Consider the following 23,145-nt stretch of genomic DNA (forward strand, 5'->3'; position numbering starts at 1 on the left):
TATCGGAGGAATGTACAAATGTCACAATTAACGCAAACAAGTATTGCCAGCCTGCAGATCTGCTTCTACGGCGCGGGTTCCATGGCAGAAGCCATTGCAAGAGGCATCATTAATAAAGAGCTGATAAAAGCGAACCGCATCTCGATGCTTAACCGCCAGAACGCTGATCGCTTGACTGAGCTGAACGAGCGCTACGGTGTTCAAACGATATTGCAAGGCAAAGAAAATGAATCCTATTTACGAGAAGCCGATATTATTTTCCTAGCGATGAAGCCGAAGGATGCCGCTGATGCGATTGCCGGCATTAGAGCATTTATCTCGCCAAATCAACTCATCATTTCCGTAATTGCCGGCTTATCCATACAATCCATTGAGCGACTGCTTGGCGGTCACTCTTCAATCGTTCGGGCGATGCCCAACACCTCAAGCACAATCGGCTTAGGCGCAACAGGCATTAGCTATTCCGACCGAGTATCCGCACAGCAAAAGCTGCTTACGGAGGCTATTTTCAGCTCCGTCGGCATTAACGCCGTGGTGGATGAGTCGCTTCAACAGGCCGTGACAGGCGTTTCGGGCAGCGGTCCGGCATATGTCTATTACTTCATGGAATCCATGATCGAATCGGCAATAAAGCTAGGATTTTCTGAAGCAGCGGCAAAAGAACTAGTTGTGCAGACCGTTCTAGGCGCGGCTGAAATGGTTCGTCATACGGGCGAGGAGCCTGCTGAGCTTAGGCGCAAAGTCACCTCCCCGAACGGGACGACGCAAGCTGCACTTGAGCTCATGCAAGCGAATGATTTCGCAGGTACCATTGAAAAAGGCATCAACCGTTCTGCCGAACGAGCGGGAGAGCTTGGTGCCGACATCGAAAGGAGCATTTCAGAATGAACGGATATTGCATAGCTACCTACCGGTCTTACGATGACAAAGCGGATTTCAACAAAAAAGCAACCTCCATTGCGGTTGGCTTGACGGTTGGCAGCTGGACAGAGCTTCCTGAAGCTCAAAAGGCGAATATGGAAAAGCATCTAGGAAAGGTGCTAAGTATTTCGGTCCATGAGCCTGCGGACGCTGCACCGGGCGAGCGGTACGCTGATATTCAAATAGCCTACCCGGATATCAACTTCAGCCGGGATCTTCCTGCCCTGCTCGTTACGGTATTCGGCAAGCTCTCGATGGATGGTAAAATCAAGCTTCTTGATTTAGACGTATCCGAAACTTTCGCATCTGCTTTCCCTGGTCCGAAGTTCGGACTTGACGGCGTTCGGCAGCTGCTTGGCGTACATGATCGTCCTTTGCTTATGAGTATTTTTAAATCCGTAGTTGGATATGATCTTGCTAACCTGCAGGATCAGTTCTACAAACAAGCGCTTGGCGGCGTTGATTTGATCAAGGACGATGAGATCTTATTCGAGAATCCACTGACTCCGCTTGAGAAGCGTGTCGAAGCATGTATGGAAGCGGCACGCCGCGCAGAGGCTGAAACAGGTCAGAAGCTGCTGTATGCCGTGAATTTGACAGGACCGACGTCCCAGCTCGCTGCGAGCGCACGCAAAGCGATTGACGCTGGCGCCAATGCTCTACTGTTCAATGTTCTCGCTTATGGCTATGATGTGCTTCACGAGTTAAGCAGCGATTCATCGATCAACGTGCCTATAGCAGCTCATCCCGCAATGGCGGGCGCGATGTACCCGTCGCCGCATTATGGCATAAGCGCAGCGCTGCTCCTTGGCAAGCTGATGCGTCTTGCCGGCGCCGACTTGGTCCTCTTCCCTTCTCCTTACGGCTCAGTCGTTATGCCAAAGGAAGAGAATCTAGCCGTGAAGGACGCTCTGCTCGCGCCGCTGCACGGCCTTCGGACAAGCTTCCCGGTACCGTCTGCGGGCATTCACCCCGGTCTTGTGCCGCTCATCCTTAAAGATTTCGGAACCGATGTTGTCGTTAATGCTGGAGGCGGCATTCACGGCCATGCCATGGGAACCGCAGCGGGCGGTCAAGCATTCCGTCAAGCGATTTCAGCTACGTTGGAGGGCACTTCCCTACGTGATGCTGCAGCAGAGCCTGGCAATGAAGCACTGCAAGCCGCAGTGAACGCATGGGGGATCAGGGAATAATGACGCAATCAAAAACAGCCAAGAAACGCATCGTGTTCTGTGATTTCGACGGGACGATTACCGTAAATGACAATATTATTGCAATCATCAAACATTTCAATCCTGAGGGCTGGGAGCGAATTGCCGAACAAACCATTGCACAGGAGATTTCAATTAAAGATGGGGTCGGCCAACTTTTCCGGCTCCTTCCTTCTTCCATGCAAGAGGAAGTCATCGCTTTCAGCATTTCAAATGCACGCATTCGCGAAGGTTTTTCCGAATTTCTCACTTACTGTGAAGAGCAGCGCATTGATTTCTATGTTACGAGCGGCGGCATTGATTTTTTTGTTTATCCCATTCTTGAAGCGTTTCATATTCCAAGCGATCATATTTATTGCAACAGCAGCGACTTCAGCGGCGAACGCATTGAAATTTTATGGCCAAATCCATGTGACGGAAACTGCACCAACGATTGCGGTATGTGCAAAACAACCATCATGCGCCGATTTCCCCCAGAACAATATGAGCGCATCATTATCGGGGACAGCGTAACTGATTTTGAAGGCGCAAAGCTTGCCGATCGCGTGTATTCCCGTTCTCATTTAACGACGAAATGCAAAGAGCTTGGTCTCGCACATTCCGAATATGAAACATTCTATGACATCATCCAAAGCATGAGCAATGAAAGGACGGAATCGAAATGAGCTTTCAACAAATCGCATTAGAAGACAAACAACGGGCTTTATCCGAGCTCCGCGAGGTGAAGGAGCTGTTTGCATCGCGAGGATGGTTTCCTGGTACAAGCGGCAACTTATCCATCCGTGTCGGTGATTTCAAACCCGATGATTTCCAATTTGCTGTAACAGCGAGCGGAAAAGACAAAACCGTACATACACCGGAAGATTATTTGTTCGTTGATCAAGACGGCAAGCCTTGTGAGGCAACGCGCCTGAAGCCTTCAGCTGAAACGTTGATTCACTGCGAAATATATAAGCTCACGGGCGCTGGAGCAATCTTCCATATCCATTCGGTGTTCAATAGCGTAATTTCTGAACATTTCTGGGATCGCAAGTCTGTTCCGGTTGATGGCGTTGAACTTATCAAAGGCTTTAATATTTGGGATGAAGAAGCTCACATTGATATTCCGATTGTATCTAATTTCGCCCACATCCCTTCGATCGTGCCAGAAATAACCGAACGTATCGTTAAGCATATTCCTGGCGTATTGCTGCGTAAGCACGGTATTTATGCATGGGGTGCCAATGCTTTCGAAGCGAAAAGACATCTGGAAGCTTTTGAATTCATTTTCGAATACGTATATCGCTTGGAGCTTTTGCAGCGCGGCAATCGTTAGATAGATCTTATAGATGTCAAACAGTCATCCGGCTGCTTTGGCATCTTTTTTCGTTAGCCATTGTCACTCCAATCATAATAATGAGATTAAATAGTTGACTTTGACGTAACGGTAACGTTCATTATGAGAATGGAGGTGATTAGCATAAGAGTGCATGAAGCTGCTAAGCAGTTAGGCGTGACGCCTCGCACGCTGCGGTTTTACGAGGAAAAAGGGCTGATCCAGCCCCAAAAAGCTCCCGACAATAAATACCGGTCATATTCAGAACAGGATCTGACGAGACTTCGTTGGATTATATCGCTGAGAGAGCTTGGCATGCCGCTCTCAACAATCCATGAAACGATAAGCCGAATGAATGAGACCGATATTTTCATTCGCAATTTAGACAGTGCGCGCGCTATTCTATATGAGCAATGGGTCACTGCTACCAAAGCGCTGAAAGCACTCGACGAAACGATCTCCGAATGGCAGCGAAGCAGAAATCCTGGCCTTGAGAGGCTAGAGCATGCAGCCGATGAGATGAAGCGCACCCGGATGATACGTGCTTCCTGGAGCGATCAATGGAATTACGATGAGATGGCACTTCTACATGGTTATGATACACCGCTTGCTGCACTCCAAGGTGTACTTGAAGAAGACCATTATTATGAAGCGCTCATCCGAACCGTTGAATGGCTAGATCCGGTTAGCGATGAGCTAGGTCTTGAGCTTGCATCAGGCAGCGGGAATCTAACTGCCCTAATTGTCCAGACAGGCGCCAGCTTAACGGCCGTTGAACAATCTGCTGAATTGCTCGCCATCGTTCGCCGCAGGCTTCCGGCTGTAGATGCGAAGCAAGGCAATTTGCTTAGCCTGCCGCTAGCAGCCCAAAGCTTTTCCTTTATTGCTTGCTCCTTCGCCATGCATCATCTTGATCATGCCCAACAGGAGGTTGCGCTTGAAGAGATGGACCGCGTGCTGCTTAGCGGCGGAAGGATCGCTATTACAGGTTTAACAACGATAAACGTAGAGAATGCCAAACAGCAGGCTGATTGGTTCAGGAGAAATGGCTATTCGGTCATTACGGAAAGCTTGAATTCAGCTTCTCAGCTTGTGTTTGCAAGCAAGCTATAGCGATTTGCCAACTATGTTTACGTTATACAATTGAGTAACGGTTTAGCCACTAAAGAGTAATTAATTGGATAGYTGGCATATAAGTCATGATTATATTCTTCGGCTGCCGATAGCTTCATATTTGGTCTCTCCGCCTGCGCAGCTCATTCATTCGTTCAACTCATATAGGTGTGATAACTCCTCCGTCCTTTACTCGGCACAAATAAAAAGAGGTTACGCCCTAATAGGCTTAACCTCTTCCTCCACGGAACTTCTGTGCGTGGGCGCGAGCTTCATCCGCGTTCGTCACACGGTTGCGGCTCCATTCGATAAGAATCCGATCAATATAACGCAAACTAAGCTTGCCGGCAAAAACGGCCTCCTTGAGAGCAAAACGAATGATTTCATCCGTGTAGCGATCATGATCAAGCCAGCCTGAGATCGTCTCGCATTCTATTGGCGAAAGCAATCTGCCGAATTCCTGCTCGAACACGCTGAACAAATCTGATACTGGCGCTTGTGGCTGCCTAACGGGCACGCGTTCAGCCTTTCTCGACTCTCGTTTCTGCTCCGCAGTAAGCGATGAAGCCTTTAATAGCCAACCTGTCCAATTATATCGCTCCGATTGCATCCCAGTAATATTATCTACATATTCGTCAATGGTTAGAAATTCGTCCTTCATCAGCCTGCCTAATGACTGACCAACCTCCTTCACAGTCAAGCCCATCCGTTCAGCCAGCTCTTCAGGAGTTGGGAAATCGTTCATATCTGCTTCCATATAGACCATGATCTGCAGCAGCAGCATCGCTTCTGTATCCGTTATGCCAAGCTGGCTGTATGTACGCAGCAGCATCGCTGATACATATACGCCGCCCTCTTGCAATGCAGCAGCCATACCATGCGAGTACGCTTTCCATATCTCGTTGTTCACTGCCAGCCCTGCCTCCTATTCATGCATCTATGACGTTCTGGACTGCTTCACTAAGTTGTACGTGTCTCGAGCAATGAGCAGCTCCTCGTTGGTTGGCACCACGAGAACCTTCACGCGTGAGCCTTCCTTCGTAATTTCGCGACAATCCTTGCGGCGCTGCTCGTTCCGAGCGTCATCCAGCTCAATGCCAAGGAAGGATATCCCTTCGCAAATCGCTTTCCGCAGCGCAACTGAGTTTTCGCCAACGCCTGCAGTGAACACGATTGTATCTACGCCGTTCATTGCCGCAGCATAGGCGCCGATATATTTTTTCACCCGATAAGCGTACATGTCAAAAGCGAGCTTAGCGTTTTTGTCACCGTCAACCATGGCTTCGGTAACCTCGCGCATATCGCTGCTTATGCCAGAAATGGCAAGCATGCCGCTATGTTTATTTAGCATAGAATTAACTTCATTTAATGTCAATTCCTCTTTGTTCATGACAAAAGGTACAATGGCCGGGTCTATATCGCCGCTGCGCGTACCCATCATCAAGCCCTCAAGCGGCGTCATTCCCATACTCGTATCGAATGATTTGCCATCTAGTATAGCTGCGCAGCTTGCGCCATTGCCGATATGGCAAGTAATCATTTTGATAGACTCGAGCGGCTTTTGCAAATAGTTTGCAGCTTGCGCGCTTACGTAAGAATGCGATGTGCCATGGAAGCCGTATCTGCGAATTTTGTGACGTCGGTAAAGCACGGTTGGGATTGGGTACAAGTAAGAGGTATTAGGCATCGTTTGGTGAAAGGCAGTGTCGAATACGACTGCTTGCGGAACATCCGGCAGATTCGTCTCAACCGCTGAAATCCCCATCATATGCGCAGGATTGTGCAGCGGTGCTAGATCGAACAATCTGCGTATCTCTAATTTGACTTCCTGAGTCACAAGTACGGAGCTGCTGAAGGCCTCGCCGCCGTGTACGACGCGGTGGCCCACTGCTTCGATTTCGTTCAAATGGCTGATCGCTCCGAATTCCGGATTCGTCAGCATGTCGATTACCCGCTTCACGGCCGTTACATGATCTAGAATTTCGCTCACGTTGCGTACTTCCGGCTTATCGACTGGCTCATGCGTTACGATGGATGAATCCATTCCGATTCTTTCAACGCGTCCGCTCGCCAGAACGGATTCATCCCGCATATCGTACAGCTGGTATTTTAATGAGGAGCTTCCTGCATTGATGACTAGTACTTTCATTATATACGATCCCCATCCTTGTCATATTTGAAAAAGCCTACGCCTGATTTAGCGCCGAGATGCCCAGCTCGCACCATTTTTTTCAAGACGATAGACGGACGATATTTAAGTTCGCCATATTCGCGGAACATCCGGTCCAAGGCAGCAAGCACGGAATCCAAACCGAAGCGATCGCACATTTCAAAAGGCCCATGCTGGAAGGAGTAGCCGATGCGCATGGCATTATCAATATCCTCAGCAGAAGCAACGCCTTCTTCAAGCACATGAAGCGCTTCGTTTATGAACAAGCAGATAAGGCGTGTCGTGACGAAGCCTGGTGATTCAAACACCATGACACCTTTTTTGTTGATTACTTCTTCAACGAAATGCTTCGTTTGAAGGAAAGTATCCTCTGAGGTTTTCAATCCGCGAACGATTTCCACTAAATCGATTTTGGATACGGGATAGATGAAATGCATGCCGATTACCCGATCGGGTCGGTTTGTAACGCTGGCAAGCTCGGTTAAGCTGAGTGTAGAGGTATTGCTCGCAAGAATAACGTCAGCTCCGCAGATTTGATCAATGGTCTCGAATATCGCTTTTTTCTGCTCTAGATCTTCCGTAATCGATTCAATGACAAGCTCGCATTCAGCCAGTCTGTCATAGCTGGTCGTTGCTTGAATTCTATTTATAATAAGCTTCTTCTCCGATTGCGTGAGCGCCCACTTTTCGATTTGCTTATCCAGGCTTACTTCTATCATTTCTTTGCCATAGGCAAGGCGCTCCTCCGAGCGTTCGATAATAATAACATCCAATCCTCTTGAGGCCAGCATCTCTGCTATTCCTTGCCCCATTGTTCCTACTCCTACCACGCCCACTGTTTTTATGTGCAATGTATTTTCTCCTTTAGTTTGTTACTTATGCCTCTTATAACCAATTGAGAAGCATTCTCTATATTTATATTCATTCTTATTATAACGTTTTTCATCAAAAAGAGAAGGCGGATACGTACTCCGCCTTCAAATTGTAATATTGTAAACGTTTTATGCAGCCGAATTCGGTGAAAACAGTTTTCTGAACTCATCGCCGCTGAGCGTTTCCTCACGTAACAGCGTCTCAAGCGACTGTGTAAACACCACTCTTCTCGCCTCCAGCATCGTTTTGGTTTGCAGCATTAGCTGATCCAAGATTAATCGGTTCGTCGATGCCCATACGTCCTTAGTCAGCATGCTTGTATCGATTATGCCAAGCTCTGTGAGCCCTGATTCCATTAAAGTTTTGACGATATTTATGGCTTGCTCGAAATCCCCTCTGGAGCCGGTGCTGCGGTCTCCGTAGAACATTTCCTCCGCAGCGGCGCCACCTAGAGCGATCATGATCTGACCATTCAAAAAATCTTTGGTGTATAGATACTGATCCTGCTGCGGGTTATGACGAACGTAGCCGAGTGCCTGTCCACGCGGCGACAAGGCGACCTGCGATACACTGCCAGGACGGACAAGCTCTGCCATGATCGCATGTCCTAGCTCGTGAAGCGCTATCCGTTCTCGTTCTTCCTTCGAAGCCTCTCGATCCGTCTTCTCGCCCATCATCACTTTATCAATAGCCATCGACAAATGGTTCTCAGCAATCTGTTCGCTGCTGTCACGCATCGCATAAATCGCCGCTTCATTCATGACGCTCTCGAGCTGAGCGCCTGAGAATCCGAATGATTCCCTGGCTATGCGGTCGAGGTCAACGCTAGGCTCAATTGGCTTATTGTTCGCGTGGATGTTCAAAATATGCAGCCTGCCTTTTTTGTCCGGAAGATCTACGCCTATATGTCGGTCAAACCTGCCGGGCCGCAGCAGTGCGCTGTCCAGCATTTCCTTGCGGTTGGTTGCCGCAATCAACAAAATTCGCGGAGATTCATTGGCATAAATCCCATCCATCTCAGTCAATAGCTGATTCAGCGTCTGATCGTATTCACGTTGCTGTCCGCCATCCCGCTTGCCGCCGATGACTTCAATTTCATCAATAAAAATAACAGCACTGCTCTTTTTCGCCTTGTTTGCTTTGGTTCGTGCTTCCTTGAATAAATCCCTGACGCGTCCGGCTCCGACACCGACATACATCTCAACAAATTCACTGCCTGAAGCAGCCAAATAAATGGAATCCGTATATTGGGCAGCTGCCTTCGCTAGAAGCGTCTTTCCCGTTCCGGGAGGACCAGATAGCAAAATACCTTTCAACGGCCGTATGCCTAGCTTCGCAATTCTGTCTTGGTGGACAAGAAAATCAAGCGCCTCTACAAGCTCCTGCTTTGCACGCTCCTGTCCTCCGATTTGTTCGAAGGTAAGCGGACTTGTTTTTTCATTGGCACGCTGCTTCTGACCTGACAATGCTGTGAGCTTGCCTCTGCCCCTTGCCGCATATACGACAGCAAAGCCTAGTAGACCAAGCAGCAGCATGGGAACGACATTTTGTCCGATGAAAATCAAAAAAACAATACCTACTGGCACGATGCCAATCGCGATTTCCATTCCATACTTACGCATTTTACCACGCCTCCAATTGGGCAGACGTGCGCGGCAGCACGACATATTTCACAGCATCCATGTTCCTGAGGGTCACATATACGTTCACATCATCCATTTCCGTTGTTACTTCGACATCCTTATTAGCCGCAGCCGCTTTGTCCATTGCTGCAGGAATGCCGGAATAGGTCTTGTTCTCCATCGCTTCAGCGATATCGAACATAGCCGCAAACCATATATCATCGAGCTCTTTATCTGTGCTTTGTTTAATATTGAGGACCAACTGCCGTTCATCAAAAACCTTTTTTCCGTTTGCTTCAATATGCTCGTAGACATCCCTTAAGCTGGCGTCATCTGCAAGCTCAAGTGAAAGGGTAATTTGGTCCCCATCAATAACTGGTTTATTTGAGGCGATAACGCCTTTTACGTTATTTGCTACCTGCTCTAATGGCGCAGCTAAAGCCACCTGATTATAAATCGCCCAGCCGCCAAAAAGAACGCCTGCCGAAATAGCCGCTGTAATGACAATGGGTATGACACGCGGTCTCATCATGTATAAAATCCCTCCCGCAGTTTTATATGCTACTTCCGTATATCACTGTCTCTATACGAAAGTATATCATCAATCACTGCAAGAATCGTCCATCAATAAAAGGAAACGGAGCCTTATGGCTCCGTCCGGTTAGGCAGCGTATACGAATTAATCAAAGCTCCGTTGTCAAAGCTATAGAAATCATACTTATAATGGTTCGTCTCGTCTCCGCTGCTGTAATATACTTCCCACACCCGCTGGTTATCAAGCAAGCCTGGCTGAATCCTGATGATATTCGCATTTGGATGCTCGCCTTTGAAGCTGGTTTTCATCTCTTGCATCGAGATTCCCGAAGAGGCTTTCACGATCTCCGGATTCGATTCATCCGCAAGCCATACGAACACTTTCTCGTCATCCTTGTCGGTTCCTTCCACAATCCAGCTTTCTTTATCCCAAACTTGATGGTACACGTGCTCGACCTGCGTAAGTCCTGCCGCTTCAATAGCTTGCCTTTCAGCTTCTTCGATAGCGGCACGCTGCGGATTTTGTATATCAAGAAAATAAATGAAAACGATGGTTATTAGCAGCAAGAGAGCAGCGACGAAAAGAAATATCCATCTCTGCAGCGTCATGAACGGAGGACGTTTCCTTGCTGTCGCGCGCATTAGGCGTTCAGCAGACGATCGAAGCTCGCCTGCGCCTCGTAACGAATTTTCTCCTCGTCCAGGAATGTACTTTCACCGTTTCGGAGCACTTGACGTCCATCAATCCATACATGCCTTACATCCCTGCCAGACCCCGCATATACCAAATGGGAGATCATATCGGTTTGGGGATAGAAATGCGGCTGTTCAAGATCGATAGCGATGAAATCTGCTTTTTTGCCAACCTGCAAGCTTCCTAGGTCGTTTTCCTGCCAGATCGATTTCGCTCCGTAGATCGTGCCAAGCTTGAGTGCTTCCCATGCAGGAATAGCAGTGGGATCACCGGAAATTCCTTTGTGCAACAAGGCAGAGAACCGAATTTCTTCGAACAAATCAAGATTATTGTTGCTTGCTACGCTATCCGTTCCCAAAGAAACCGTTACGCCTGCGCGCAGCATCTCGGGTACGCGTGCAATTCCGCTCGCCAGCTTTAAGTTGCTGACAGGATTATGTGACACTGCTACACCTTTGGCTGCCAGCAGTTCAATCTCTTCCGTATTCAAATGCACAGCATGAGCGACAAGGGCTGGACGTGAAAAAAATCCAAGCCGGTCTAAATGCTCGACAGGTCTGACACCGTAATCTCTTACATTCTGCTCAACCTCTGCAATTGTCTCGGACATATGCGTATGAAGCGGCAGGTTATGGTCGTGCGCAGCCTGTACGAATCGCTCAATATATGCGGGTGGACAAGTGTAAGGCGCATGAGGCGAGATCATGGTCGTGATGCGTCCGTCTGCCTTCCCGTTCCAATCCCGTGCGAATGCAATGGCTTCAGCTAGCTTAGCTTCCTGAACGTCTTCCGGACATAATCCGATGACACCTCTAGTCAATACTCCTCGTATACCGCTTTGCTCCGTCATTTGCGCAACCTGGTCCATACGGTCATACATGTCAACAAAAGCAGTCGTACCTGAACGCAGCATCTCTACAATGGCCAATCCGCTGCCAGCGCGCGTGTCCTGATCGACATATTTGCCCTCCATTGGCCACATTTTTTGCTCAAGCCACACTTGGAGATTTTGGTCATCGGAATAGCCTCTTAGCAGACTCATCGCCGCGTGACCATGGGTGTTGATCAATCCTGGCATGAAAGCCAGCTTGCTTCCGTCAATCTTTTCTACAACATCAGATAGTCCAACAGGCGCCTCGGTACCTATGTACGAAATTCGGTCGTCCGTAACGACCATATGTCCTTTAAAGGATGGTGCTGCATCATCCATCGTAATAAACAAACCGTTTTCAATCCAAATCTGACTCATCCTGGCTCTCTCCTTCTCGAACTAAATAATAGGCAATGCTTAGCAATTCTCTGGTGAAATCCGCGTTTTGAATGCGTACCTCATCTGGAACTCTCAAGATGGCAGGCGCAAAGTTGAGAATGCCTTCCACGCCAGCCTCCACGAATTGATTGGCTACGTTTTGTGCCTCGATGGCAGGTACCGTAATAATGCCAATTCGAATCTTCTGCTCGGCGACCGTTGCGACAAGCTCACTCATAGGTAGAACGATTAAGTTATTGATGCTCGTTCCGATCTTGCTCGGATGATCATCGAATACTGCCGTTATCTGCATATTATCCTTCGAGTACTTATTGTAATTGCATAAGGCATGCCCTAAGTTTCCAGCGCCTACCAATGCAACCTTTATCGTCTGATCCACCTTTAGAATCTGACGAATCTTTTCGATGAGATAAACGACGTCATAGCCTACGCCTTTGCGGCCGAATTCACCGAAATAGGCTAGATCCTTTCGGATTTGCGCGGGGTTCAAATCAAGCTTATTTCCTAAATCCTGTGAAGAGATAGTCTGTATCTCGCGATTCACCATCTCATTCAACACTTGGAGATACACGGGAAGCCTTCTAACGACAGCCTCTGATATTTTCGTTTGCTTCATCGCTTCTCCTCCTCCTAACTTGGCTCGATCGTCTTATTGTCCGGTTCTTCCTTTATGCCCTCGCTAAGCCACTCACGCATACGGTTGATCATCTGATCCGTGTGCATCGTTTCGATCTTAGGACCTGGCAGCGAATACAAGAAATGTTTGCCGTAGTAGGTGTCAATGACTCTCGTATCATAAATGATGACGATGCCTTTGTCTTGTGACGTTCTGACCAAACGGCCAAACCCCTGCTTGAACCGAATAACCGCCTGCGGAATGGACAGCTTCATAAACGGATTCTGCTTTTGCCGCTGCAGCATTTCTGCTTTTGCCTCTGCCAAGGGATGACTTGGTGGCTGGAATGGCAAACGAATGATGGCTAAACAGATCAAGGCTTCTCCCGGTATATCGACGCCTTCCCAGAAGCTGCTCGTGCCAAGCAGCACAGACTCCGGAGTCTGACGGAAGCGTCTCGTAAGCTTCGTACGGTTGCCGCTGTCGATCCCTTGACCGAGTACTTGAATGCCTGAGGAGCTTAATCTATCCTTCAGCGGCTCGTACACCTGTTTCAACATTCGGTATGAGGTAAACAGAACGAGCATTCTGCCATTCGTTTCCTTCGCTGCGTCTGCAAGAGATGTTACGAGCATTTCCATATAGGTGTCATCAACGTTCGTACCTTTAAGTACAGGAAAGTTTCGCGGAATGACGACGAGCGCTTGCTCTCTATAATTAAAAGGCGAAGGCAGCTGAACGGTTTTCAGCCGTCCTTGCTCCTCGTAACCAGTAAGGCCAAGCTGCTCCTCCGCGTACTGAAACGACTTTTGCACAGACAAGGTTGCCGAGGTAAGGACAATGCTTTCTTTGACGTCGAAAAAATATTTCTGCAGCTGTGCGCTGACGTCAACGGGAACGCCATATAATTGTACGGAACGATAGCGGTAGACGCTGCTTGCCTCAATCCAAAATACAGAATCGGTTAACTCGAGCTTAATGAATATACGCAGCTCATCCTTCAACCTTACAATGTCACGAACGGCACCATTCAAATCCGTAATAATAGCCTGTATGGCTATGTCATCGATGCGGTCTTTAATGTCCGTTACCATTTTTTCAACGGTACGCGCTACGCGGTTCAGCTCCGTATGAAGATTGCCTTCAACCGTTTCGCCATCCTCCCACCCTGCGGGCAGCTCATTCTTCTTGAGCCGGCAGACTGATTGCCCGTTTTCTGTGGGACCATCAGATGAGGTGGACGTGAAGCTGTAGAACATCTCGAATAGCTTATCCCAATGCTCTTTGATTTCTTGGAATATCGGAATGACCGTATCAATGGTTTCAAGCCAAGACGCCTGATGCGCATCATCCTCATATAACAGCTTCTGACGAAGCCCAGGCAGCAAGCCTGAACGCGCATCCTTGTATAAACGCTGAATGACCTGAGTCAATGAGAAGTAATTGATCTGCATGCCTAGATGCTTGCCTGCGACTTCTTCAACATGGTGCGCTTCATCAATAATAAGATGCGTATATGACGGCAGAAGCCGATGATCGGCTTGAACATCCGTGAACAGCATGGAGTGATTCGTGATAGTGACATCGGCGATGTTAGCTTCATGTTTGGCTCGGTGATAAAAGCATCGCTTAAACCAAGGGCATGCTCGATTCAGGCAAGAATCGGTGTCGCTGGCTACCGTTGACCAGAATTCGGCTCCTTTGTTGCCAAAGTTAAGCTCCTCTTGGTCTCCGGTTTCTGTTTCGCCAAGCCAAACGACCATCTGCGCGGCAGTTACCGTATCATCAATGGGAGAAACCAGATCCTTGGTGTTCACTTTGCCCTCGAATTTGCGCAAGCACAAATAATTGCCTCTGCCCTTAAATATCGAAGCTCTAAATTCGAAGGGTAAAATGTCCTCGAGCAATGGCAGATCACGCTGCCTCAACTGTTCCTGCAAGTTGATGGTATGTGTGCTGACGACAACCTTTTTGCCATTCTGAATGCCATAATACAAAGCGGGAATCAAATAACCGAGTGATTTCCCCGTCCCCGTCCCTGCTTCAATGAGCAAATGCTGATTTTGATGAAGTGCACTGTACACCTCTTGGAACATCGCGACCTGCGCTTCACGTTCTTCATAATTTTCGAACTTTTGCTCGAAGCGCTGCCGAACGTCAGCCAAATAATTGTCAAAAGAAACATCGGTGAGCGGCATCGCATTCGCGCTGCTTGAGCGCGGAGGCTGCTCCTCGTTCCATTCCCTTACCTTCAAAGCGAATTGGTTGAAATAATCGTATTCATTTGATTCAAATACGTTTTTGTACTCCATTTCCTTCTGTGTGTGCTTAATGAACCAGCTTAAATCGCTGTCGTCATCAACAAGCGCGGAAAGCCGCTGCAAAGTAAGCAGCGGCATTTTGCGAAGCTTTTTAACCGTTTCAATTAGCAATAACCCGGTTGCCCTAGCATCGCTATCTGCACGGTGATGCTGATCATGCGGTATACCGAATAGCTCGGAGACCGCTCCAAGCTGATACGTATTAATGGTCGGATATAAAATTTTGAGTAACTCAATCGTATCTAATCGTCTTCCGCCGAAAGGACGCATGCCGCATTTTTTTAGCGCTTGGTTCAAAAAACCTGCATCAAATCCGACATTGTGCGCAACCAATACAGCATCCTGCAAGAGAGGGACAAGTTTGTCGATTACCTCGTTGAGCGACGGTGCATCCGCAACGACCGATTCATCAATTCCTGTTAGTTGTGTAATGAAGGCCGGTATTGGGATATTAGGCCGAACAAAGGAGCTATACTGGTCAATAATCTCTAGCTCATCCGACACGATGACTAGACCAACCTGCAAAATGTCATCCTCCGAGCTATGTCCCGTCGTTTCTAAATCCAATACTGCAAATTTCATTCATTCCCCGATCCTCTCACAAACAGCACAACTCCGTGCTTCCGAAATATAACGATAATTGCTTAGGCGTTTCCTGGCATGACTTCAAGTTATTCATTGGATCCTTAAAGCTTGGACAAACATCATGTGCCTTCAGAAACAATTGTTCTGCCTGCGCCATATTCATATGCACCGCTTGAATGCACCCTAGCGCATTATAGCCCATTGCCAGCCATTTGGGAAAGTCCGTTGTGGCAATCAGCATTTGAAAATGTCGCTGTGCCTCGCTCCAGTTTTGAAGATGCATATTCGTCATGCCAAGAAATAATCGAGCCAAATTACATTCGGGCGACTGAATGATAACAGTTTGGAATTGCATCTCTGCTTCAGAAAACATAAATAATTTATAATAGCCTTGGCCTTTGGATATGACGGAAGCAAGCTCATCTGGAATTTCCAAATCTGCCGAGCTGCAGGTTGCTTTTCCGCTAATAGGCATAATGGACGGAACAGCACCCGCAGAGTTCGGGGCATTGGACATTTCACCTTGCTGCTCCTTGAAATCAGCAAACTTCTCTTCGAACTCAAGCCATTGCTCGATAAACGTATCGCTGACCTTCTTCAATTCATTCATTTGCTCTTCGTAAAGCTGCTTTTCCTTGGAGTCTGCATCGCCATACTGCTCAATAATTTGATCAAGCATGTCATTCATGGATGAAAACATATGTTGGAACATACCGCACCCGCCTTCGCCAAAGAATTAAGGAGTGTTATGTTCATTTTCTGTTTTAAAGATGGTTTTCATGCAGCATCCCATTCGTTACATAATGCAGGGATTTAAATAAGGAGCCTTGGTTTACAGAATCGTCGCGTGAAGCTCTTGATTCAGCATTTGCAGCGGACGGTTGTTGGCATCCAAAATCGTAACGATTGGCTTATGCTCTCTGGCTTCATCATCTGTCATCATGGCATAGGATATGATGATGACCTGGTCTCCAGGCTGCACCTGCCTCGCAGCAGCTCCATTTAGGCAAATAACACCTGAACCTCGCTCGCCTGTGATGACATACGTTTCAAATCGAGCGCCGTTATTATTGTTAACGATTTGGACCTTTTCATTTTCCCATATGTTAGCTGCTTCCATCAAATCCTCATCAATCGTAATACTACCTACATAATTCAAGTTCGCTTCCGTTACGGTTGCCCGGTGAAGCTTGGATTTCATCATCGTTCTGAACATTCGAATGCACCTCCGTTGCCTGTAAAATACGATTGTCGATTAACCGCGTTGCTCCGAATTTCACGGCCAACGCCAAAATCAATGGTTCTGCAAGGGTATGAAGCTCTGCAGCAGCCTCCGGTGGCTGCAAGGACGGATAACGAAGCAGCTCTACGTAATCGATGACAGCTTCTCCTGCTGCGTTCAGCGCTTCCTTCACCTTGGCTTCAAGCCGCATAGCCGTCATTCCACGCTCTTCTTTCCATTCTGCTGCAAGCTGAAGGGTTCTTGAGAGCACAACGGCTTGCTCGCGCTGTTCAGGCGTTAAATATACGTTCCTTGAGCTTAATGCGAGTCCGTCCGGCTCGCGAACAATTGGGCAAGCAACAACTTGTACATCGAAGTTAAGGTCGCTGACCATTTGCTCGATAACGGCGACCTGCTGTGCATCCTTCATTCCAAAATATGCACGATCTGGATTCACCAAATGAAACAGCTTGCTGACGACGGTACCGACTCCGTCGAAATGGCCTGGCCGAGTGGCACCGCATAATCGATCCGTTACTTGATTGACAATAACCGTCGTTAACGGCTTATGCGGATACATTTCCTGCACGGACGGCAGAAATACAAGTGTAGTGCCATTTTCCTCAGCTAAAGCCAAATCCCGCTGCTCGTCACGAGGATAACGATCCAAATCCTCATTCGGTCCAAACTGGAGCGGATTCACGAATATGCTAAGCACAATGGCATCGTTCTCTTCCTTTGCTTGTCTAAGCAATGACGCATGCCCTTCATGCAAAAAACCCATTGTCGGCACAAAGCCAATTGATTTATTTTGTTCTCGCAGGTTAGATAGCGCTAGCTTTAGCTCAGCCTTCGTACGGCAAATAATCATGTGAGCCGTACCCCCTTATTGCTAGAATCCACGGTTTTCTTTTCTGAATCCAGAGCAGAATTATTCGTGTTGCCATATAGGGAAGGAAGGTCTGCCGGCTGTGCGGAGAATACATGCTCCTCCTCAGGAAATTGCCCTGATTTCACATCGTCCACATAAGATTGAATGGCATTTCTGATCGTTGTTCCGATATCGGCATAGGTTTTTACAAATTTTTTCTCAAAATAAGGAGATGAGTATTGCAGGATGTCATGATATACGAGCACTTGTCCGTCGCATGACCTTCCTGCTCCGATTCCGATGACTGGTATAGTCAGCGATTCGCTAATGAGTGCGGCAAGCGGTTCGGTTACAAGCTCAATCACAATACTGAATGCACCTGCTGCTTCTATCGCTTTTGCATCATTAATGAGTCGCTGCGCATCAGCGTCCAGCTTACCTTGGACTTTGTAGCCGCCAAGCTGATGAACCGATTGAGGCGTTAATCCAATATGTCCCATAACGGGTATACCCGCTTTCACAAGAGCTGCTACATCGTCTGCTATATCAACGCCGCCTTCAAGCTTTACGGCCTGTGCGCCGCCTTCCTGCATAATTCTTGCTGCATTGCGCAGCGTTGATTCGCGACCAATGCCATAGGTCATAAATGGCATGTCGGCTACTATGAACGTCTGCTGAGCACCTCTGGCAACCGCTCGTGTATGATAAACAATATCGTCGATCGTAACGGGAATCGTTGTATCGTAACCCAATACGACATTCCCAAGCGAATCTCCGACAAGAATGACATCAATTCCAGCTTCCTCAGCAAGCTTGGCTGAAGGATAATCATAAGCTGTCAAAACGGAAATCGCATTGCGGTCCTGCTTCATTTTTTTCAAATTCGTAATCGTCAGTCGTTTCCTCATCAGCTTCATCCTCCGTTCAATGATAGGATAAACACAAAAAAACCTTTTAGCCGCTGCTAAAAAGGTCCCCAAACTGAAAAGGAAACGATTGCTTGTTGTGCTTCCTTCTGTCTCGGTCCCTACGGCTCAGAGCAGAGTGTGCATTCCCAACCATTTACATGATTCATGTAATTACCAGTGCAGCTTCATTCGAATACCGCCTGATAGCTCTAGTTTACCAAACTTTCCGCATTCCGTAAACGGCTTCTCGCGGACTAAAGCGGTTCACCCATCTCAGCTGAAAAAACAGGCTTAATAGTGCCGTCTGCCAGCTTAATCCGGATTGCTCCGCTGTCGTCAAGTCCAACGGGAACACCGACAATATCGCCTTGCGGCGTAATTAAACGAACCGATTTGCCGAGCGATACGGAGAGGGCTTCCCAAAGCGTGATGATTAACCCAAAGCCTTGCTCTTGGTATAAGTAATAAAGCTGCTCCCATTCCTTTAGAAAATCAGCGATTACGGCTTCTCTGTCCCATTTCGTGCCGCTGCTGATCCGCAGGGAGGTTGCTTTGTCCAGCAGTTCTGACGGGTAATCGAGCTGTTCTAGATTCACGCTGATGCCGATGCCGGCTATCACGTACCGCAAGCGCTCATCCTCCGCAGCAGACTCAAGCAGGATACCGCTTATTTTTTTGCCGTCGATCAATAAGTCGTTCGGCCATTTGATGCCGATTGGCAGTGAAGTTAACCTCTTCAAGCTTCTGCATAACGCAACTGCGGTCAACAAAGTAAGCTGAGGCGCAAAATGAATGGGCACGGAAGGACGCAGAACCATGCTCATCCACACTCCTTTCCCTCGTGGCGACACCCAGCCGCGGCCCATGCGGCCGCGGCCGCTAACTTGCTGCTCCGCGATAAACAACGTGCCCTCTTCGGCACCCTCTTCGGCAGCTGCTCGCGCCAAATTTTGTGTCGATTCCACGGTATCGAACCAATGAAGCGTTTTACCGAATGTTTTCGCTTCGAGCCTGCTGGTCAAGCCTTCAACAGACAGTTGTTCAGGAACGCTTAACAGGCGGTAGCCTAACCTTCTTGAAGCTTCGAATTGATAGCCTGCACCCTCCAGCTTGCGGATTTGTTTCCAGATTGCTGTTCTGCTTACGCCAAGCTCTTGGCTTATTACTTCTCCCGATACATATTCCCCAGGCTTGTCCACAAACAATTGTAGCAATGGCTCATAGTTCATGTCTGTTAACCTCCCAAAGCGCTGCCTGCTCCAGCAGTATGCTTTTCTCATTTGTAAGCTCGCCGCATGCCACAAGAAGCAGCAGCCGAGTCAAATACTCACTGATCCATGGTCCCGTTTCTTTAGCCAAATAACCTGCAAGCTCCTTGCCGTTAACGTTAAGCTGTTTAAGCTTAGAGATGATCATTTGATCGCTCCATCGCTCCAGATCGCTTAGCTGTTCAGCTGGGAGGCGTAGAGCAGCTTCTGGCAGCAGCCGCGTCACCGTTAGCCATTCACTCGTGGTCTCTCTACCGTAATGGATCACAATGCTTAACCACTTACGCTTCTGATCACTCAGTGATACATCGCTTCTAAAATCAAACATTTCATAATGAACGTCCGCGATCGACGATATAGATTTCAAGCGGGCATTGGAAAACCGCAGCACCTGTAGCGCCTGCAGCAAGGCTGACTTTGACAATTTCAGGCCGATAGCGACAGCAGCCCATCGAGCATGCGCCTGCTTGAGCTCATGAATGTTCTCAAATGTCTTCTTCATAGCGGGAATATTTGGATCTGCTTGATGCAGTACGAGTTGTGTTTCTTCACTTAGCGGCTCCTTAAGATACGCCAACAAGCCGCTAACGACCGCAAAGTGTAGCGCTCTCTGCGGTGATTCGCTTTCCATCATCTTATCGAGCTCCGCCAGCACCCTCTCCATCGCAATGAAACGCAGCAGCTGCCTATGCTGCTTTAATGCACGCCAAGTCCGGTGAGACGGTCGCAGCCGATAAACGCCTATGAATCGAACCGCTCTCAGCATGCGCAGTGCGTCCTCCTGAAAACGTGCATTCGGATCGCCGACTGAGCGAAGCTGCTTAAGCTCTAAATCGCGGAGCCCGCCGTATGGATCGTGCAGCTCGCCGTTCTCTGCAAGCGCCATCGCATTCATCGTGAAATCTCGTCTCAGCAAATCGCCTTCCAGCTCTGTTATGTATAATACGCTCTCAGGCTTTCGGTGCCCCTCATATGCCGATTCTTGCCTGAACGTTGTCACCTCGTATGCCACGTTTTTCTCCACGACGGTAATGGTTCCGTGCTGCAGGCCTGTAGGGATGCAGTGATCGAAAAGCGCAAGCACCTGTTCTGGCGTTGCTGAGGTCGCGATATCTACATCCTTGATAGGCAAGCCAAGCACCGTATCGCGTACGGCGCCACCAACGAAGAAGGCTTCGAAATGATGCTCTCGAAGCCTTCTTACGATGGGCACCGCGGATATTATCAGATTAGAAAATGCAAGCTGCATTTCTATCACCATCCTTGGCTGCATTTGCTTATTCTGTTAATCGCTGCAGACGGCAATAGGCAAATCAGCCTCGATGCCAAGCACGCGATAATAAATTTGCTCATACTGGGTCGTAATCACATCGTTGCAAAATTCGTTGCGAGCTCTAAAAATACAAGCTTGCCTGAATTGCTCATGAAGCTTCTCGTCAGACAGCAGCTTCTCTGCATTTCTTGCCATATCCTCGACATCGCCGATCGGCGACAAGAAGCCAGTCTCGCCATGCGTAACGAGCTCAGGAATACCGCCCGCGTTGGAACCGATCGTTGGCACGCCGCAAGCCATGGCTTCTAGTGCGACAAGGCCAAAGCTTTCTTTCTCAGAAGGAAGAAGGAGCACATCCGCCATCGAAATGACCTGCGCGACATCCTCCTGTTTGCCGAGAAAATGTACACGATCTTCAAGGCCAAGCTGCCTTATCCGATATTGGATTTTTGACAGCTCCGGCCCTTCACCCACTAATAGAAGCTTAGAAGGTATTTTCTCAGAGACGCGTGAAAATATTTCAACGACATCTCCCACCCGTTTCACCGGTCGGAAATTGGAGATATGCATCAATATTTTTTCGTTCGGAGCTGCAAAATCAGAACGCAACGAAACCGCATCCCGCGGATAATACACTCTTTTATCCACGAAATTATAAGTTAAATCAATTGGTGTCGTAATATCAAGCAGGTTTCTAGTCTCATTGATGAGATCATTGGATACGGCTGTTACGGCATCGCTTTGATGGATAGCAAGCCTAATCAAGTCCTTCAATGATTCATCCTGAGCAAGTACGGTAATATCCGTACCATGGAGCGTCGTCACCGTTTTCAAGCCGTCACCGTTCATTTGTTTCGCTATATACGCGCAAACGGCATGCGGAACCGCATAGTGAACATGGAGCAGATCGAGCTGCTGCATTTTGGCGACTTGTGCCATTTTGCTAGCTAATGCCAGATCATATGGCGGGTATCGGAAAACGTAATAATCATTAACCTCAACCTCATGGAAAAATATATTTTTATTGAAATGACCCAATCGAAACGGAATACTGTGCGTTATAAAATGAATTTCATGGCCTCGTTCTGCGAGAAGCTTGCCTAGCTCCGTAGCAACAACGCCTGACCCTCCAAGCGTCGGGTAACAAGTTATGCCAATCTTTAATTTTCTAGCCACTGTTGTCGCACCTCCTGTGTTCGTCACGTATAACTATTGTATTACACAAGAGCTGTACGATTTGTCAAAAAAATTGTACGGCATGCGGTCGCTTTACTGCAAAGCCTTCCGCATATGCCCAGCCTCTTGCTTGTCCAAGCAAAGAATCGCGCGCTTCGACACGTTCTATGTAACGATTCGTCAGCGGTGTCGAGACGCGATCCGATCCTTCTGCTGCAGTCTCGAATTGTGATCGGTATGCAAGCAGTGCGTTGCGTTTTGTTTCATAGAATTCGCTAATATCAACAACCAACGATTCATGCTCAGAATCATTGATGTAATAATAAACAAGCTGAGTCACCTGCACAGCCGGCAGATCCGGCAAATAGCGGCGAAGCTTCGCATTGAAAACAGCCTCCTCGATTAACCGGCTGCTGGCTACGTGATCAGGATGGCGGTCCACCCAATAAGGAGCGAACACGACTCGAGGTTTGAAAAGCCGAATCTCGGTTACGATCCGCTCAATCTGATCGCGAGACGGCTCAAGACCGCGATCAGGCAAGCCTAGATTTGTACGCGCACTCAGTCCGAGTACCTCCGAGGCAGCAGCARCTTCTTGCTTCCGCAGCTCCACAGTTCCATTGGAGGACATTTCGGCGTACGTCAAATCACAGACACCTACCTTATGACCGGCTTGTACATGTTTGGCGATCGTACCGCCCATGCCTATCTCCGCATCGTCGGCATGCGCTCCAAAAACAAGGATATCGAGTTCGTTCGTCATTCCGCAATACCTGGTTTATATTTATGAACGAGCTCACGCCATGCAAAATCCCCGCGTTCCAATGCTTTAACAAGCAGTTCAGCGCTTGCGACGTTAGTAGCAACAGGGATGCCTTGCACATCGCACAAGCGAAGAAGCGCAATAATATCCGGCTCATGCGGTTGAGCCATTAATGGATCGCGCAAAAAGATAATAAGATCCATTTCGTTCTGAGCGACCATTGCTCCGATTTGCTGATCACCGCCGAGCGGACCTGACATGAACCGGTGGATGGACAGGTTGGTTTGTTCCATGATGCGGGTACCTGTCGTACCTGTAGAATACAATTTATGAGGAACAAATACCTTCTCATAGGCAATTACAAAATTAACGATTTCCTCTTTTTTACGGTCATGTGCGATAAATGCGATGTTTAACAT

Annotated in this window: 23 protein-coding genes; 5 read left to right on the forward strand and 18 right to left on the reverse strand. The window is 48.1% G+C overall.

The window, feature by feature from the left end:
• Window positions 1-18: 18 nt before the first annotated feature.
• The 5 genes from proC to AB4Z29_RS08950 all read left to right on the forward strand — a co-directional run bounded on the left by proC (window position 19) and on the right by AB4Z29_RS08950 (window position 4,560).
• On the forward strand, window positions 19-888 hold the full coding sequence (gene proC, locus AB4Z29_RS08930; RefSeq protein ID WP_441942704.1) for a pyrroline-5-carboxylate reductase: 870 nt from the start codon (window positions 19-21) through the stop codon (window positions 886-888).
• Window positions 885-2,114: a 2,3-diketo-5-methylthiopentyl-1-phosphate enolase gene (locus AB4Z29_RS08935; protein WP_441942705.1), complete on the forward strand. Its 1,230-nt coding sequence runs from the start codon at window positions 885-887 to the stop codon at window positions 2,112-2,114. Before proC ends, AB4Z29_RS08935 begins: the two co-directional genes overlap by 4 nt.
• Window positions 2,114-2,797: a 2-hydroxy-3-keto-5-methylthiopentenyl-1-phosphate phosphatase gene (locus AB4Z29_RS08940; RefSeq protein ID WP_441942706.1), complete on the forward strand. Its 684-nt coding sequence runs from the start codon at window positions 2,114-2,116 to the stop codon at window positions 2,795-2,797. Before AB4Z29_RS08935 ends, AB4Z29_RS08940 begins: the two co-directional genes overlap by 1 nt.
• Window positions 2,794-3,447 (forward strand): methylthioribulose 1-phosphate dehydratase, encoded by a 654-nt coding sequence (gene mtnB, locus AB4Z29_RS08945; protein ID WP_441942707.1) that lies wholly within the window; start codon window positions 2,794-2,796, stop codon window positions 3,445-3,447. Before AB4Z29_RS08940 ends, mtnB begins: the two co-directional genes overlap by 4 nt.
• Before the next feature lie 135 nt (window positions 3,448-3,582).
• The gene (locus AB4Z29_RS08950) at window positions 3,583-4,560 is read left to right on the forward strand and encodes a MerR family transcriptional regulator (RefSeq protein ID WP_441942708.1); all 978 of its coding nucleotides are present in this window, start codon (window positions 3,583-3,585) and stop codon (window positions 4,558-4,560) included.
• Window positions 4,561-4,789: 229 nt separating this feature from the next.
• Here the strand turns inward: AB4Z29_RS08950 and AB4Z29_RS08955 are convergent, their stop codons facing one another.
• The 18 genes from AB4Z29_RS08955 to AB4Z29_RS09040 form a co-directional block, all read right to left on the reverse strand.
• Window positions 4,790-5,470, reverse strand: coding sequence for a DnaD domain protein (locus tag AB4Z29_RS08955; RefSeq protein ID WP_441942709.1), 681 nt, complete (start codon window positions 5,468-5,470; stop codon window positions 4,790-4,792).
• 27 nt (window positions 5,471-5,497) lie between these two features.
• Window positions 5,498-6,709 carry an acetate/propionate family kinase gene (locus AB4Z29_RS08960; protein WP_183561062.1) on the reverse strand — a complete coding sequence of 404 codons (1,212 nt, stop codon included), beginning with the start codon at window positions 6,707-6,709 and terminating at the stop codon, window positions 5,498-5,500.
• The gene (locus AB4Z29_RS08965) at window positions 6,709-7,581 is read right to left on the reverse strand and encodes a 3-hydroxyacyl-CoA dehydrogenase family protein (RefSeq protein WP_441942710.1); all 873 of its coding nucleotides are present in this window, start codon (window positions 7,579-7,581) and stop codon (window positions 6,709-6,711) included. The genes AB4Z29_RS08960 and AB4Z29_RS08965 overlap by 1 nt, the downstream gene beginning before the upstream one ends.
• 150 nt (window positions 7,582-7,731) lie before the next feature.
• The gene (locus AB4Z29_RS08970) at window positions 7,732-9,225 is read right to left on the reverse strand and encodes an AAA family ATPase (RefSeq protein WP_441942711.1); all 1,494 of its coding nucleotides are present in this window, start codon (window positions 9,223-9,225) and stop codon (window positions 7,732-7,734) included.
• Window position 9,226: 1 nt separating this feature from the next.
• Window positions 9,227-9,757: a hypothetical protein gene (locus AB4Z29_RS08975; protein WP_441942712.1), complete on the reverse strand. Its 531-nt coding sequence runs from the start codon at window positions 9,755-9,757 to the stop codon at window positions 9,227-9,229.
• A gap of 113 nt (window positions 9,758-9,870) precedes the next feature.
• Window positions 9,871-10,368 carry a cell wall elongation regulator TseB-like domain-containing protein gene (locus AB4Z29_RS08980; RefSeq protein WP_441942713.1) on the reverse strand — a complete coding sequence of 166 codons (498 nt, stop codon included), beginning with the start codon at window positions 10,366-10,368 and terminating at the stop codon, window positions 9,871-9,873.
• 32 nt (window positions 10,369-10,400) lie between these two features.
• On the reverse strand, window positions 10,401-11,702 hold the full coding sequence (locus tag AB4Z29_RS08985) for an amidohydrolase (protein WP_441942714.1): 1,302 nt from the start codon (window positions 11,700-11,702) through the stop codon (window positions 10,401-10,403).
• On the reverse strand, window positions 11,683-12,339 hold the full coding sequence (locus AB4Z29_RS08990; protein ID WP_441942715.1) for a redox-sensing transcriptional repressor Rex: 657 nt from the start codon (window positions 12,337-12,339) through the stop codon (window positions 11,683-11,685). Before AB4Z29_RS08990 ends, AB4Z29_RS08985 begins: the two co-directional genes overlap by 20 nt.
• A 14-nt stretch (window positions 12,340-12,353) precedes the next feature.
• Entirely contained in the window at window positions 12,354-15,242 is a 2,889-nt protein-coding gene (dinG, locus tag AB4Z29_RS08995) for an ATP-dependent DNA helicase DinG (RefSeq protein WP_441942716.1), read from the reverse strand.
• 16 nt (window positions 15,243-15,258) lie between these two features.
• The gene (locus AB4Z29_RS09000) at window positions 15,259-15,957 is read right to left on the reverse strand and encodes a hypothetical protein (RefSeq protein ID WP_441942717.1); all 699 of its coding nucleotides are present in this window, start codon (window positions 15,955-15,957) and stop codon (window positions 15,259-15,261) included.
• Window positions 15,958-16,077: 120 nt separating this feature from the next.
• Window positions 16,078-16,461 carry an aspartate 1-decarboxylase gene (gene panD / locus AB4Z29_RS09005; protein ID WP_441942718.1) on the reverse strand — a complete coding sequence of 128 codons (384 nt, stop codon included), beginning with the start codon at window positions 16,459-16,461 and terminating at the stop codon, window positions 16,078-16,080.
• Window positions 16,388-17,338 (reverse strand): pantoate--beta-alanine ligase, encoded by a 951-nt coding sequence (gene panC, locus AB4Z29_RS09010; protein ID WP_441942719.1) that lies wholly within the window; start codon window positions 17,336-17,338, stop codon window positions 16,388-16,390. The genes panD and panC overlap by 74 nt, the downstream gene beginning before the upstream one ends.
• Complete coding sequence (panB, locus tag AB4Z29_RS09015; RefSeq protein WP_441942720.1) at window positions 17,335-18,246, reverse strand: 3-methyl-2-oxobutanoate hydroxymethyltransferase; 912 nt, start codon at window positions 18,244-18,246, stop codon at window positions 17,335-17,337. The genes panC and panB overlap by 4 nt, the downstream gene beginning before the upstream one ends.
• A 254-nt stretch (window positions 18,247-18,500) precedes the next feature.
• Window positions 18,501-19,475: a biotin--[acetyl-CoA-carboxylase] ligase gene (locus tag AB4Z29_RS09020; RefSeq protein WP_441942721.1), complete on the reverse strand. Its 975-nt coding sequence runs from the start codon at window positions 19,473-19,475 to the stop codon at window positions 18,501-18,503.
• Window positions 19,465-20,763, reverse strand: a complete 1,299-nt coding sequence (locus AB4Z29_RS09025; RefSeq protein WP_441942722.1) for a CCA tRNA nucleotidyltransferase — start codon at window positions 20,761-20,763, stop codon at window positions 19,465-19,467. Before AB4Z29_RS09025 ends, AB4Z29_RS09020 begins: the two co-directional genes overlap by 11 nt.
• A 36-nt stretch (window positions 20,764-20,799) precedes the next feature.
• Window positions 20,800-21,963 (reverse strand): N-acetyl-alpha-D-glucosaminyl L-malate synthase BshA, encoded by a 1,164-nt coding sequence (gene bshA, locus AB4Z29_RS09030; RefSeq protein WP_441942723.1) that lies wholly within the window; start codon window positions 21,961-21,963, stop codon window positions 20,800-20,802.
• Between the two features lie 64 nt (window positions 21,964-22,027).
• On the reverse strand, window positions 22,028-22,726 hold the full coding sequence (gene bshB1, locus AB4Z29_RS09035; protein ID WP_441942724.1) for a bacillithiol biosynthesis deacetylase BshB1: 699 nt from the start codon (window positions 22,724-22,726) through the stop codon (window positions 22,028-22,030).
• Window positions 22,723-23,145, reverse strand: coding sequence for a methylglyoxal synthase (locus tag AB4Z29_RS09040; RefSeq protein WP_441942725.1), 423 nt, complete (start codon window positions 23,143-23,145; stop codon window positions 22,723-22,725). The genes bshB1 and AB4Z29_RS09040 overlap by 4 nt, the downstream gene beginning before the upstream one ends.

This window comes from Paenibacillus sp. 2TAB23, assembly GCF_052115165.1.
Lineage (GTDB): Bacteria > Bacillota > Bacilli > Paenibacillales > Paenibacillaceae > Pristimantibacillus.